Below are 13854 nucleotides of genomic sequence, written 5' to 3'. Positions count from 1 at the left end.
AAGGGCAGGCGCATCCGAATTATAGGACAGCATGGCTGCCCTATCAACCGCGAAGATGCCAGAATTGGCGTCCGGGCACAAGCGCCGCGCGCGACAAGACCGACGCGATTTTTCACGCTTCTTGCGAAGCGCGCGCGTCGAGCGCAAGGAACGGTAAGGCGCCCGGGCCTCGCGCGCAACGCCATTGCGCCTGTCGGCCATCACCTCGTGCCGTGCCGGATGCCCGCCGAGGTCTTGCCCACGCCGTATTTCGGGGGTCCGTTGGGGCCGTTGCAAACCCGCTTCGGAGATGCCCATGCCGATGCCGAGCCCGCCGCCAGCCTCCGCGCCGAACCTTGTTGCGCCTGACGCTGGCGCGCTGAACGCGGCTGCGCCGAAAGCGCGCAGGCGCCGCCGGCTCGCCTCGGTCGCCGTGCCGGTTCTGGCCGGGTTCAGTGCCCTCGCCAGCCTGCCGGCGCAGGCGCAGGTGTATTTCCGCCCCTATGGCGGGGTCTATGTCGAGCGCTATTACGAGCCGCCGCCGGCCTATTACCCGCCCCCGCCCAGCTATTATCCGCCGCCGCCGCAGGTCTATCAGCCGCCGCAGGTCTATCAGCCGCCGCAGGTGTACGCGCCGCCGCCGGCCTATGGCGCGCCGGGGCGCCTGCCGCTTGCCGATGTCGCCCCGCTGCTGCGCTCCATGGGCATGACCGGCATCGGCCGGCCGCGTGTCGATGGTCCGACCTATGTCGTCGATGCCACCGCGCGCTCGGGGGCGCGCATGCGCGTGCGTATCGATGTCTATAGCGGCGAGGTGATCGCCATGCACCCGATCGGCCAGGCGCCGGTGGCGGCGCCGTCTGTGCCGCGCGCGCCATCCGCCCGTCTGGCGCTGCCGGCGGTTCCGCCGCTGCCGCCGGAGCGCCCGCCCGAACTTGCCGCCATTCCCGCGCCGGAGCCCTCGGCCGAGGCGCTGGGCGCCGCCGCGCCGGAAGCGGCGCCGGCCGTGCCAGCGGAGGCCTCGGCCGCCACGCCCGCGCCGGCCGAATCATCGGCACGAGCCGCGCCGGCGACCACGGGCGCGGTGCGGATCATTCCGGGAACCCCGGTCCCGCCCAATGCGATGTCACCCAGCGCCACGCCTTCAAGCGCGACGCCCCCGGCCGAGCCGGCGAAAGCCGCCGCCGAGGCCAGCGCCGCCGAAACGCCGCCCGCGCCGGCTCCCGCGATGGAGAGCAGCGGCACGGGAACCGGGGTCGGCACCGGCAGCACCACGCCGGCCGGCACGGCTTCCGTCTATGCGCGCGGCGCCCCGGTCAAGCCGGCGCCGGTCGACGAATAGGCCAAACCCGCACAGGCCCGGCCCGCAGGCTTAAACGGCACGCGCGACATAAGGCCCGCAATCGAAAGGGCGCCCCGGTGGTCCGCCGGGGCGCCCTTTTTGCGTTCAGTTGCCGGCCGGGGCGAGGAGGGGGAGGGGGCCTCGCCCGGCCGGGGACGCCATCACGGGCGCGCCCTCATCTTCAGTCGATGCCCGAGGCGGGGGCGGTCATCCCTACGCCTCGGGAGAGGCCTCACGCCGCCGCGCTGGTCCGCGCCTCGATCACGCGCGGGGCGGAGCCGCCGGCGGAGATCGGGATGGTGCGGGGCTTCATCGCCTCGGGGATTTCGCGCACCAGCTCCACATGTAGCAGCCCATTGGCGAGGCTGGCGCCGCGGACTTCGACATGGTCGGCCAGCTGGAAGCGGCGCTCGAAGGCGCGGGCGGCGATGCCCTGATAGAGCACGTCGGCGTTCTTGCCGGCCTCGACCTTGCGGTCGCCGCGAATGGACAGGCCATTCTCCTTCACCTCGATCGACAGGTCGTCCTCGGTGAAGCCGGCGACGGCGACGGTGATGCGATAGGCATTCTCGCCCGTGCGCTCGATATTATAGGGGGGGTAGGTGGCGCCGGTGTCGACGCTGTTGACCTGATCGAGCAGGGAGAACAGGCGATCAAAGCCGACGGTCGAACGGTGCAGGGGGGTAAGGTCAAACGTACGCATGGCATATCCTCACATTAAGCGACATGCAGGAGGGTCCTCTCGACTGAGCCGGACCCGGTTCACGTACCGCCTTCTGGCCGGTACAAGTTCGAGATAGGAAGGGCTTTTCGGCGCGCAAGGGCCGGCGCCGCAAATCTCGGGGCGGCTGCCGTGGCGCCGGATGAACAGCGGATGAACGGCAGATGAACGGCCCGCTCGGGCCGCATTCAGTGCCGGGTTCTTAAGGGTCTGAGGTTCGATACTCGCCAATTCGAGGAGTGGTGTGGGCAATGGCGCGGGCATCGACGGCGCTGATCGTCGCAGTGGGACTGCTGCTCGGAACGCTTCTCCCCGCCGTGCCGGGGGGAATGCAGGCGCTTGCCCAGAATTACCGCGTGCCGCCCGGCCCCTATGCGCCGAGCCCCGGCCCTTACGCCCCCTATGACGCGCCGCCTCCGCGCGCGGGGGCGGGCGGGCCGGTCGATGCCGACGCGGCGGTGCGGATGCTGCGCGGGCGCGGCTTCTCGAATATTTCGGTTATCCGCCGGCGCGGCGCCACCATCCTTCTGGAAGCCAACGGCCCGCGCGGCGAGCGGGTGCAGGTGGTGGTGGACGGCGCGTCCGGCGCCATCAGCGGCATGAAGGTGATCGGCTTCGGCGACAAGCGCTACTGAAGCGGCGCGTTTGCGCGCTACCGAAGCCGCGCCTTTGCGCCCTTGCGCCGTTTTGCGCGCTTGCCGCGCGGGCAAGCTCCGCTATAAGCCGCAGGGGCGAAACCAGCGCGCGGCCACATGCACTCCGATCCCGTTCTCTACAGCACCCGGGACAACCCCGTGCCGGAAGGCGCCGTCTGCGGCGTCGTCACCGCATCCGACGGAATCCGGCTGCGCGTCGCCCGCTGGAAGCCGGAGGGCGGCGGGCTTTACGGCACGGTCTGCGTCTTTCCCGGCCGCACCGAGAAGATCGAGAAATATTTCGAGACGGTGCGCGATCTGCTGGACCGCGGCTTCGCGGTGGTCGCGCTCGACTGGCGCGGGCAGGGCGGCTCGCAGCGGCTGCTGGCCAACCCGATGAAGGGCCATATCAAGGATTTCGCCGACTACCAGCTGGACCTCGACGCCCTGCTGAGCCAGGCGGTGCTGCCTGACATGCCGGGCCCCTGTTTCGCCCTTGCCCATTCAATGGGCGCCGCGATCCTGCTCGACCATGCGCGCCGGGGCGGCACCTCGTTCGAGCGCATGTTCCTGGTCGCGCCGATGCTCGACCTTTCGCTGCTCAAGCATGACGTGGCGGCGCGGCGGCTGGCGCGCACGCTGTCCTTTGTCGGCCTGTCCCGGGCCTATGTGCCGACCCGCAAGGTGCGGCCGATGGCCGAGGTGCATTTCGACGGCAACCGCCTGACCTCCGACGCGGCCCGCTTCGCCCGCAACCTCACCATTTCGATGGAGCACCCCCAGCTCGATGTCGGCCCGCCGACCATTGGCTGGGTGAAGGCCGCCTTCGACCTGATGGAGACGCTGGCCGAGCCGGCCTCGGCGCGGGCGATCCGCCAGCCGCTGCTGATGGTGGGCGCCGGCGCCGACAAGATCGTCTCGACGCCGAGCATCGAGCATCTCGGCACCCGGCTGATCGCCGGCGCGCACATCATCATTCCGGGCGCCCGGCACGAATTGCTGCAGGAGCGCGACCTGTTCCGCGAGCCGCTGCTGGCCGCCTTCGACGCCTTCATCCCCGGTAGCGCGGCGGCCTGACGCCCCGGCGGGGCGCGCTTCAGCCCCGGTTGAGCACGCTCAGCACCTCGTCATGCAGCCGGCGGTCGCCGGACGCGACGACGCGCCCACTGGTGAGATCCTCGCCGCCTTCCCAATTGGTGACGATGCCGCCGGCGCCGGTGACGATCGGCGAGAGCGGCAATATGTCGAAATCGTTCAGATTGGTCTCGATGACGAGATCGACATGGCCGGCCGCCAGCATGCAATAGGCGTAGCAGTCGCCGCCATAGCGCGGCAGGCGCACGCGCTTTTCCACCTGCTCATAAAGCCCGCGGTTGGCTTCTTCCATCAGCAGCGGGCTGGTGGTCATCATGACAGCCTCGCCGAGGCTGGCGCAATTGCGGACATTGAGCCGCCGGTCGCCCGCCGGGCCGCGATAGCGCGCCTGCGCGCCGTCGCCGGTGAAGCGCTCGCGGATGAAGGGCTGGTGCATCATGCCGTAGACCGGCTGGCCGTGCCGGCACAGGCCGATCAGCGTTCCCCAGGCCGGCATGCCGCTGATGAACGATTTGGTGCCGTCGATCGGGTCGAGCACCCAGACATAGTCGGCATCCATGCCCTCGTCGGGAAATTCCTCGCCGCGCACGCCATGGCTGGGAAAGGTGCGGCGGATCAGGGTGCGCATCGCCTGCTCGGCGGCGCGGTCGGCGGCGGTGACGGGATCGAACACCGCGCCGCGGCTCTTGTCCTCGACCCCCAGCGCGGTGCGGAAGAAGGGGAGAATGGCCTGGCCGGACACGGTGGCGAGCTCGTCGACGAAAATCTCGAAGTCCACCGCACCCATCGGCCTTGTCCCTGTCGCTTGCACATGCGGCGCCTGTCGCCCGCCGCCTCAGTCCTATCGACAGGCGGCGGGCACGGCAATCGCCCGCGCACGAGGCGGTGCCGTCGCGGCACCCCGCGTGGCACCGGCGTGGCCTGCACGGCGTGAGGGGCGTCCCTCAGAAATGCCCCGCGCTTAGCGCATGGCTGCCATTCCGGCACGGTCAAGAAATGGGCAATTCAGCCGTTGCACCCGAGAAGTGAACCTGCCATATTATTGCAGCGCGGTAGAGCGATTGGCGTCGCCTTACCGCCGCCCTCCTTGGGCGTTTCCTCCCTAGACTTGGGCCGCTCCGGCAACGTGAGCGGCCCCTTTCTTTTCTACAAACCACTGAAATCACAGCATTATTCGCGCGGGCGCTTTTGTGGCGTCCGGCCGCGCGGCCGTGCGCCACGCCGGAGCGCGTCCGTCTCCCACGCTGCGCGCGGGCCTCGTGCCGATTTTGGCGTCAAGCGCGCTGCACGTTCGATTGTCATCATTTGAACGCCTGCGACCAATTGCCAGTTTCGTTTCTTTCGGTTGGCGGTTGTCATCCCAGCGTCGCGAGGTTATTGATATTGCGTTGCGGCGGCGTGATTGGCGTCACGCTGCCGCCGCCCTTCTTGGGCGTTTCCTCCCTAGACTTGGGCCGCTTGCGCGCTGCGTAAGCGGCCTCTTTCTTTTTGGGCCCCGGCCCCGGCGCCGTCGCGCGGCGCGCCCTCCCGCTTCCCATGCGCGGTGAGAGGAGAGGCCCGTTCCCGCCCGTGCCTTCCCCAGTTCTTCCGCTGCCCTCATGCGTGGCGTGACCCGGCACCCCGTAGCCGCGCACTTCCAACGACCGAGCCGCCCGACGTTCCGCCTCGCGCGCGCCGTCTGGGTCCCCGGGTCAGGCCGGGATGAGGGTGGATCTTGCGGAGGCAGGCGATCGACGGGCAAGGCCAATGGGGCTATCGCGGGTCGAGGCCGGGGGAGGGCAGGGCCGGGGCCCGTTGTTGTTCCAGCGAAGCCCGCGCGGGGTGAGGCGCGACCCTCGTCGGGGCGGGGCGCTGCCCGAAGGCAGAGGTGAGAGGGGAAACCGTGTCCCGCCTACGCTTCCTCAGCTCGCCTGCCGCCTCATGCCCGGGCTTGACCCGGGCAACCAGAAGGAATCCGCGTCTCAGAGACAGGGTCGCCCCGCCATCCCGCCCGAGATTCCGCCGCGCTCGCCCGTCTGGGTCCCCGGGTCAAGCCCGGGGATGAGGGGTGCTGGGTGGAACTTGCGGAGTGAGGCGATCGAGGGGCAGGGCAAATGGGGTTGTCGCCAATCAAGCCCGGCCATTACGGGTGGGACGCATCCCTAAACCGCCGACGGGCCCCCAAAACGGAAACGGGCGCTGGCGCGCCGCGACCCCCCGGTCAGCCCGCCAACGCCCGCCAGGGCGACCCGCGCTCCTGAAAAAGTACGTCCGTACCGTCATATGCGGCAATAATGCCACACAGAGCCCGTTGCCGTATTTGGTATGCCAGAAACTGCCGCTGGGTGCCTTGATTATTCCGCAATGCACCTACATCTTGCACTCGTACCCAGCGATTGGCGTCGCTGCGTACAGCCCTCCTTGGGCGTTTCCTCCCTAGACTTGGGCCGCTTGCGCGCTGCGTAAGCGGCCTCTTTCTTTTGCGCCGGACGAAGACGCCTGCCGTGGCTTTGCCATCTTGCCGGTCGTCCCGTTGCGGTTCCGTGGGCTCTGAGAGAGCCCGCCAGCCTTTTTCGACTGAAAATTCCCTCCGCCTTTCAGGCAGCTTTGACCGATCCATCGGTAGTGGAATTTCGCTCCGGAACCGAGCGTGCAGAATTGGTATAGCTCGCATGTTTAAAATGCAAGGCTCTTGCTGAGGTTTTTTACATCACCCCATCAAAAATTTGCGCACCCCACCTTAAGTCGCTGAAAAGCGTCGACTATTCGGCGGCAGCGCGCAGCGGGGCGAGCTCCAGATGCGACACCTCGGCCAGCGCCAGCGCCACTTCCAGTAGGTCGTTCTGAACGATTTCGAAATTTTCCGAGGGTTGATATGTCGCTTCGCGCATGTAGAGGGCGCGGTTGATTTCGATCTGCACGGCGTGCATCCCCGAGGCCGGGTTGCCGTAATGCTCGGTGATGAAGCCGCCGGCATAGGGCTTGTTGCGCACCACGCAATAGCCGCGCCGGCGCAGCTCGGCCTCGATCGTATCGGGGATGATCCCGGCGCAGCTCGTGCCGTAACGGTCGCCCAGCACGATGTCGATTCGCGCGTCGCGCTGGCAGCCGGACGGCATCGAGTGGCAGTCCACCAGTACCGCCACGCCGAAGCTGCGCTGCATCTGCACCATCAACTGGCGCAGCGAGCGATGATAGGGCTTGTAGAGCGATTCGATGCGCGCAATAGCCTCGTCCACCGGAATGCGGCGGCCATAGATCTCCTGCGCCTCGCCGACGATGCGGGCGATGGTGCCGAGCCCGCCGGCCACCCGCATCGAGCGCGTATTGGCATAGGCGGGGAGGCGCCCGTCGAACATGCGCGGGTCGAGCTCATAGGGCTCGCGATTCACGTCGAGATAGCAGCGCGGAAAATGCGCGCGCATGAATCCCATGCCGAAGCGCGTCACCTGCGCGAAAAGCTCGTCGACGAAACTGTCCTCGGAGCGGCGCAGCACCGGCAGTTCGAGCCGGGACTGGCTGACGAAGTCGCGGGGATAGACCACGCCGCTATGGGGCGAATTGAACAGGAACGGGGCGCGTAGCGAGGCCGGCTGGACGATCTCGAAGGCGGGGTCGATCTCGTCGGCGATGACGGCCATCATTCCTCAATCCGCTTCCAGCCCCGCCGCGCGCGGGGCTTCATCGTGTCTAACATGACGCTCCGCAAGGCGGAATGCGGCGGCGGCCCGCGCGCGCCGGTTTTTGCGAACACGTCCGCGAGAGGGTGCCCGTGCGGGAAGCCGGTTCATGTTCACGATGTGCTAAGGGGCGCTGGAGTACCCAAGGAGAACGTACATGCGGCGGGCATGCGCGCGTCGGCCCGTCCGGCGCCGTCCTCGCCGCCTCAAGACAATCAGGATGCCCGGGATGCTCAAGATCCTGCTCGCCGAAGACGACAATGACATGCGCCGCTTTCTGGTGAAGGCGCTGCAGAATGCGGGCTACGAGGTGGTGGACTTCGACAATGGCCGCTCCGCCTATGACCGGCTGCGCGAAGAGCCGTTCGAGCTGCTGCTCACCGACATCGTGATGCCGGAAATGGACGGCATCGAACTCGCCCGCCGCGCCACCGATCTCGACCCCGATATCAAGGTGATGTTCATCACCGGATTCGCCGCGGTGGCGCTCAATGCCGGCAGCCAGGCGCCGAAGGATGCGAAGGTGCTTTCCAAGCCCTTCCATCTGCGCGATCTGGTCAATGAGGTCGGCAAGATGCTGGCGGCGTGACGGCGGCCGGCTAACATGGAAAGGCGGCGTCATCCACAGCCGCCATTCCCCGCTTGCACGGGCGCGGGCTTCTGGTTATAGGGGAGCCCCGCTCGCAAGAGACCACGGAATGGGCGCGTAGCTCAGCGGGAGAGCACCTCGTTGACATCGAGGGGGTCACAGGTTCAATCCCTGTCGCGCCCACCATTCCGTTCCCGGGCTGTCTTCCCCTTTATAATCCGCGCCGTGGCCCCGGGCCCGCGGCGGCTTGAGGCCGCCTCGCGCGAGGTTCCTTCCGTCAGCCGGTCCCTCTCCGCGCCCTCGTGCCGTCAGCCCCGCGGGCTTTCAACGTCGCTGGCGGTGCCGAGCCGGCCTGCGCGCAAAAATTGCCTCCATTTTGGAACAGCTTTCGCCGCCGCGCCGGCGCGCGTCACCTTGCAGTCATTCCAGAACGGGTAGTATCACCGAACCGTTACGCTTGACGGAGGGGGCTGTCGGCGGTCGCTGCCCGGTGCGGGCGCCTTGAAGGGCGCCGGTCCGCAGCGCGCCGGGTCAGCGCACAAGACATCGCTGCATCAAGGGTCGCGCATCCGGTGGAAGACCCCGAGCCGGGATGAGAACCGCCTCGCGTAAGGTAATATGAAACCATGGCCCCGGAGATCGGGGCGGAGGAGCACTCATGAGCTACCTGAATTGGGCCAGCGCGCGCAGCGGATGCGCGGCTCTGGCCATCGCCGTCGCCCTGGCCTGCGGCCCGGCGAGCCTCCATGGCGCGTTTGCGGCCGATGCCACCGGCCCCGGCTCGCTGGACAAGACCTTCGGCGCCGGCACGTCGGATGGCACGCCGGATGGCGTCGCCAGCACCTCGCTCAGCGATGGTGACGACATCGCGAACGGCATTGCCACCACGGCGGACGGCAAGGTCGTCATCGTCGGCAACCGCAACAATGGCAAGAGCAACGACATTGTCGTGCTGCGCTATGCCAAGGACGGCACGCTCGATGCCGGCTTCGGCAAGGCCAATGACGGCACGCCGGACGGCGTGGTCAACATCTCGCTCGGCGAGGGCAATGATTTCGCCACCGACGTCGCGGTGCAGGCCGACGGCAAGATCATCGTGGCCGGCTATCACGAGGAAGGCACCAGCACCAATATCGCCGTGCTGCGTCTCAACACCGACGGCACGCTCGACGCCAGCTTCGGCAAGGGCAATGACGGCACGCCGGATGGCGTGGTCAACATCTCGCTCGGCGACGGCAACGACATCGCCGATGCCGTGGCGCTGACCGCCGACGGCAAGATCGTCATCGCCGGCACCACCACCGCCAAGGATGGCAGCACCAACATCGTCATCGGCCGCCTCAATGCCGACGGCACCGCCGACGCCACGTTCGGCGTCGACGGCAGCGACGGCACGCCTGACGGTTTCACCGCCGTCTCGCTGGGCGATGGCAATGATGTCGCCGAAGACATCGCGGTCGCCAAGGACGGCACGGTCGTCGTCGCCGGCACCCATGGGCCGAAGGGCAATTCCAACATCGCCGTGCTGCGCTTCACCGCCAATGGCACGCTGGACCCGAGCTTCGGCAAATCCGCTGACGGCACGCCGGATGGCGTCGCCAGCTTCTCGCTGGGCGAAGGCTCGGACGAGGCGACCGCGCTGGCGCTGACCGCCGATGGCAAGATCGTCGTCGCCGGCGATTCCATCGCCAAGGACGGCAGCGCCAATGTCGTCATCGCCCGGCTGAACGCCGACGGCTCGCTCGACGAGGCCTTCGGCGTCGCCGACGATGGCACGCCGAACGGCTTTGTCGCCACCTCGCTCGGCGCCGGCAACGACTATGCGACCGACGTGGTGATGGACAAGAACGGCAACATCGTCGTCGCCGGCTACCACCAGGAAGGCAACAGCACCAACATCGCGGTGCTGCGCTACACCCCCAAGGGCGAACTGGACGAGGCCTTCGGCACCGCCAATGACGGCACCCCGAACGGCATCGTCAATCTCTCGCTCGGCGAGGGCGACGACACCGCCAGCGGCGTGGCGATGCAGGGCGACACGATGATCGTCGTCGGCGGCGTCACCACCGCCAAGGATGGCAGCAAGAACATCGCCGTCATCCGCCTGCTCGGCCAGTAAGCCGCCGCGCACCCAGCCTAAAGAGCGCCCCGCCCTTCGCAGGAAGGTGCGGGGCGCTTTCATTCCGGCGGGCGCCGTTTCCCGCGCCCGGCGCTCAGTGGGGGTCAGAGCACTTTCTTATCGATCGGGTGATTCCACCTGATCGGAAAGGGCTCTCAGTCCTCCAGAAGCCCATTGGCCTCGCACCACCAGCGAAAGGCGTTGGCCGCCTCAATCCGGTCCTCGGCCAGATGGGCGCCCTGCAGCCGGCGGATCATGCCCTCATAGTCGCCCTCCGGGCGCGGATGGGTCTCGGCGAACACCAGCGCCTCGTCCAGCGTGCCGATAAGCGCGCGACCCTCAGCGCCTTTGAGGCGCAGCGGCGGGGCAAAGGCGACCGGGGCGGACAGGGGAGGGGGCGGGACCATGGTTTTACTCGCTCTGGCGGCAGAAAAAGGGGCAAATCGCGAGAAAACGGCCCGCGTCCCGAAAGGTTCCACGCCTGCGCACTGGAGGCAATCAGCGCGTCGGCCGCTCCCGCCTTTAATGACCTGAACAAATGCCTTCTGAACTATTTGCCGCCCTGCGGGTTATCCCGCCAGCAAATCGTTTTTTTCGGGAGGTCAACATGACGAAGACACGAGTGACAAGTTCGGTCGGCGTTGCGGCGCTGGTCGCGGCTGGCCTTGTTTTCGCCGCCGCTCCGGCCAGCGCCACCTCGGCCGGCCCGCGCGATACGCCGCGCTTCGGCGATACGGTGGACCGCAAGCAGGTGCGCGATCATGACCGCGTCCGCAAGCAGCAGGTGCGCCAGACGCAGGGCCAATCGAAGGAGCGCGCTTTCTTCGGCCCGCTCTATGAGGGCCGCGATTCGCCCTGGCAGCGCATGAAGCGCGCCTTCGACTGACCATCGAAGCGTACTGACGATCGTGACGTGCCGATCCCCTTAATGACCTGACTTAAAGCGCCCTTCCCGGGCGCTTTTTTTTAGCTGCAGCCGCTGTCGGCGGGCCGGGGCTCCGGCGCGCCCCAGTCGTTTGACGGCAGATTTGCGTAGGGCTCGGCGAAATATTGCCGCACGACCTCAAACCGGCTCGGCACAATGTCCTGCGGCCGGTCATAGGTGAGGATCCAGAAGACATTATAGTTGCTGTCCGGCCATGTCGTGGGCACGCCGCCTTGCACGCCCTTGATCTGGTCGAGATGCAGCAGCTGGCGCAGCGTCACGTGTTCGCCGGGGAATTCGGCCTCCAGCGCTGCGCTGGCGATGTGGAAATGCTCCCACACCATCACCACCGTCTTGCCGTGCCAGCGCGGATTGTCGAGCAGATCGCGCGTCACGTCGCGGTTCACCACGTTCAGCTTGGCGTTGAAATAGCGGTTGTTGCGGATCGGGATGTAGCCGATCGGCGGCACGATGAGTTTCATGTTCCAGGCGCGGGCGATCGGGCGCGCCGTTTCCACCGTGTGCAGCGTCATCGCGAGAATGGCGGCCGGCGGGTCGTTCCGGATCAGGCTCATCGGGCTGGTGGGGCTGAGATATTGCGCCGCCAGTGCCTGGGCCCGCTCCTTGCCGCGGCTGCACAGGGTGAGCGCCGTGTGCTTCTCGCCATGGCGCACGATCACGATCCGGTGCGGCGCGGCCTGCGCTAGGCTGGTGCCGAGCACGGCCAGCACGGTGATCGAAGCAAAAAGCCGCAGCCGCCACGTCATCTTTTCCCCCTCTCGCGCGTTGCCCGGCAGAGAATGCCGAGCTTCTCGCCCATGCCAATCGCGTCGGCGGCAGTTGATAGCGCGCCGTCGCACACGATATCACTGCCACCTTGTATTACCCGCCGGAGTGAACATGCAGCGCCGTCTCGATTCCTTCGCCTTCGCGCCCCGCTCGCCGGAGGCTGCCGCCGCCAGCTTCGGCCATCTCCCGCAATGGGATTTGTCGGACCTCTATCCGGCGATGGATTCGCCCGAGCTGCGGGCGGATCTGGAGGCGGTGGCCGCCCGCTCCGCGCAGTTCGAGGAAGACTATAAGGGCAAGCTCGCCGCTCTTCTCGACGGCGAGGATGCGGGCGGGCAGATGGCGGATGTCGTCGCCCGCTATGAGTCGATCGAGGATCTGCTCGGCCGGCTCTATTCCTTCGCCGGCCTCGTCTATTCCGGCGACACCACCGACCCCGTGCGCGCCAAGTTCTATGGCGACGTGCAGGAGAAGCTCACCGACGCCTCGACCCATCTGCTGTTCTTCACGCTGGAGCTGAACCGGCTCGACGACGCCAAGATGGAAGCCGCGCTCACCGTGCCGGCCTTCGCCCATTACCGGCCGTGGATCGAGGATGTACGGGCGGAAAAGCCCTACCAGCTGGACGACCGCGTCGAGCAGCTGTTCCATGAGAAGGGCGTCACCGGTCGCGGCGCCTGGAACCGGCTGTTCGACGAGACCATCGCCGGTCTGCGCTTCGATGTCGGCGGCGAGATCCTGCCGCTGGAGCAGACGCTGAACTTCTTCGCCGAGCCGGAGGAGGAGAAGCGCCGCATGGGCGCGGAAGCGCTGGCCAAGGTGTTCGGCGAGAATCTGCGCCTGTTCACCCTCGTCACCAACACGCTGGCCAAGGACAAGGAAATCTCCGACCGCTGGCGCGGCTTCGACGACATCGCCGACTCCCGCCACCTCGCCAACCGTGTCGAACGCGAGGTGGTGGACGCGCTCGTTTCCTCCGTCCACGCCGCCTATCCGCGCCTTGCCCACCGCTACTACAAGCTGAAGGCCAAGTGGTTCGGCAAGGAGAAGCTGGAATATTGGGACCGCAACGCGCCGCTGCCGAAGGTCGAAACCCGCCCGATCGGCTGGGAAGAGGCGCGCGACACCGTGCTCGGCGCCTATTCCACCTTCTCGCCGCGCATGGCCGACATCGCCCGCGATTTCTTCGACAAGAGCTGGATCGATGCCGGCGTGCGGCCGGGCAAGGCGACGGGCGCCTTCGCCCACCCCACCGTGCCCTCCGCCCACCCCTATGTGCTGCTCAACTATATGGGCAAGCCGCGCGACGTGATGACCCTCGCCCATGAGCTGGGCCATGGCGTGCACCAGGTGCTGGCGGCGCCGAACGGCGCGCTGATGGCGCCGACCCCGCTGACGCTGGCCGAAACCGCCTCGGTGTTCGGCGAAATGCTGACCTTCCAGCGCCTGCTGGCGGCGGCACCGGATGCGCGCGCCCGCAAGGCGATGCTGGCCTCGAAGGTCGAGGACATGATCAACACCGTGGTGCGGCAGATCGCCTTCTACACCTTCGAGCGCCGCATCCACACCGAGCGCAAGAATGGCGAGCTGACGGCGGAAAAGATCTGCGCCATCTGGATGGAGGTTCAGTCGGAGAGCCTCGGCGAGGCCATCCATCTCGGGCCGGGCTATGAGAATTACTGGGTCTATATCGGCCACTTCATCCATTCGCCCTTCTATGTCTATGCCTATGCCTTCGGCGATTGCCTGGTGAACTCGCTTTACGCGGTCTATGAGAACGCAAATGAGGGCTTCGCCGAGCGCTATCTCGCCATGCTGGCGGCCGGCGGCACCAAGCATCACTCGGAGCTTCTGAAGCCCTTCGGCCTCGATGCCCGCGACCCCGCCTTCTGGCAGACCGGCCTCGGCCTCATCGAACGCATGATCGCCGAGCTGGAGGCGATGGAAGACGAGGCGTGAACCCTACCACCGGCGCGACAGTCGGCGTAATCAGGGGTTGTA

At 67.3% G+C, this 13854-nt stretch carries 12 protein-coding genes and 1 tRNA gene; 8 read left to right on the top strand and 5 right to left on the bottom strand.

Features of this window, described 5'->3' with window-relative positions; genetic code table 11:
- The first annotated feature begins 295 nt into the window (after positions 1-295).
- Positions 296-1321, top strand: coding sequence for a hypothetical protein (locus A3M1_RS0102545; RefSeq protein ID WP_018387381.1), 1026 nt, complete (start codon positions 296-298; stop codon positions 1319-1321).
- 232 nt (positions 1322-1553) lie between these two features.
- On the opposite strand, the gene A3M1_RS0102540 is transcribed toward A3M1_RS0102545, so the two are convergent.
- Positions 1554-2024 (bottom strand): Hsp20 family protein, encoded by a 471-nt coding sequence (locus tag A3M1_RS0102540; RefSeq protein WP_018387380.1) that lies wholly within the window; start codon positions 2022-2024, stop codon positions 1554-1556.
- A gap of 269 nt (positions 2025-2293) precedes the next feature.
- On the opposite strand from A3M1_RS0102540, the gene A3M1_RS0102535 reads away from it, so the two are divergent.
- Positions 2294-2677, top strand: coding sequence for a hypothetical protein (locus tag A3M1_RS0102535; RefSeq protein WP_018387379.1), 384 nt, complete (start codon positions 2294-2296; stop codon positions 2675-2677).
- Between the two features lie 117 nt (positions 2678-2794).
- Complete coding sequence (locus A3M1_RS0102530; protein ID WP_018387378.1) at positions 2795-3754, top strand: alpha/beta fold hydrolase; 960 nt, start codon at positions 2795-2797, stop codon at positions 3752-3754.
- A gap of 19 nt (positions 3755-3773) precedes the next feature.
- On the opposite strand, the gene hisN is transcribed toward A3M1_RS0102530, so the two are convergent.
- Complete coding sequence (gene hisN, locus A3M1_RS0102525) at positions 3774-4559, bottom strand: histidinol-phosphatase (RefSeq protein ID WP_018387377.1); 786 nt, start codon at positions 4557-4559, stop codon at positions 3774-3776.
- A gap of 1954 nt (positions 4560-6513) precedes the next feature.
- Positions 6514-7395, bottom strand: coding sequence for an N-formylglutamate amidohydrolase (locus A3M1_RS0102520; RefSeq protein WP_018387376.1), 882 nt, complete (start codon positions 7393-7395; stop codon positions 6514-6516).
- A 265-nt stretch (positions 7396-7660) separates the two neighbouring features.
- On the opposite strand from A3M1_RS0102520, the gene cpdR reads away from it, so the two are divergent.
- From cpdR to A3M1_RS0102505, 3 genes are all read left to right on the top strand, one after another.
- Positions 7661-8020 (top strand): cell cycle two-component system response regulator CpdR, encoded by a 360-nt coding sequence (cpdR, locus tag A3M1_RS0102515; protein ID WP_018387375.1) that lies wholly within the window; start codon positions 7661-7663, stop codon positions 8018-8020.
- A 111-nt stretch (positions 8021-8131) separates the two neighbouring features.
- Positions 8132-8206: transfer RNA gene (locus tag A3M1_RS0102510), tRNA-Val, on the top strand.
- 472 nt (positions 8207-8678) lie between these two features.
- Positions 8679-10139 (top strand): hypothetical protein, encoded by a 1461-nt coding sequence (locus A3M1_RS0102505; protein ID WP_018387374.1) that lies wholly within the window; start codon positions 8679-8681, stop codon positions 10137-10139.
- A gap of 155 nt (positions 10140-10294) precedes the next feature.
- Here A3M1_RS0102505 and A3M1_RS0102500 read toward each other — a convergent pair whose 3' ends face one another.
- Positions 10295-10546: a hypothetical protein gene (locus A3M1_RS0102500; RefSeq protein WP_018387373.1), complete on the bottom strand. Its 252-nt coding sequence runs from the start codon at positions 10544-10546 to the stop codon at positions 10295-10297.
- Positions 10547-10746: 200 nt separating this feature from the next.
- On the opposite strand from A3M1_RS0102500, the gene A3M1_RS0102495 reads away from it, so the two are divergent.
- Positions 10747-11025, top strand: coding sequence for a hypothetical protein (locus tag A3M1_RS0102495; protein WP_245261549.1), 279 nt, complete (start codon positions 10747-10749; stop codon positions 11023-11025).
- 80 nt (positions 11026-11105) lie between these two features.
- On the opposite strand, the gene A3M1_RS0102490 is transcribed toward A3M1_RS0102495, so the two are convergent.
- The gene (locus A3M1_RS0102490) at positions 11106-11831 is read right to left on the bottom strand and encodes a hypothetical protein (RefSeq protein WP_018387371.1); all 726 of its coding nucleotides are present in this window, start codon (positions 11829-11831) and stop codon (positions 11106-11108) included.
- Between the two features lie 133 nt (positions 11832-11964).
- Between A3M1_RS0102490 and A3M1_RS0102485 the strand changes: the two genes are divergently transcribed.
- Positions 11965-13812: a M3 family oligoendopeptidase gene (locus A3M1_RS0102485; RefSeq protein WP_018387370.1), complete on the top strand. Its 1848-nt coding sequence runs from the start codon at positions 11965-11967 to the stop codon at positions 13810-13812.
- Positions 13813-13854 lie beyond the last annotated feature (42 nt).

Origin of the sequence: Ancylobacter sp. FA202 (assembly GCF_000380205.1) — a bacterium.
GTDB lineage: Bacteria > Pseudomonadota > Alphaproteobacteria > Rhizobiales > Xanthobacteraceae > Ancylobacter.
The sequence above is the reverse complement of the archived record's forward strand: the minus strand, read 5'-3'. Positions and strand labels throughout refer to the sequence as shown.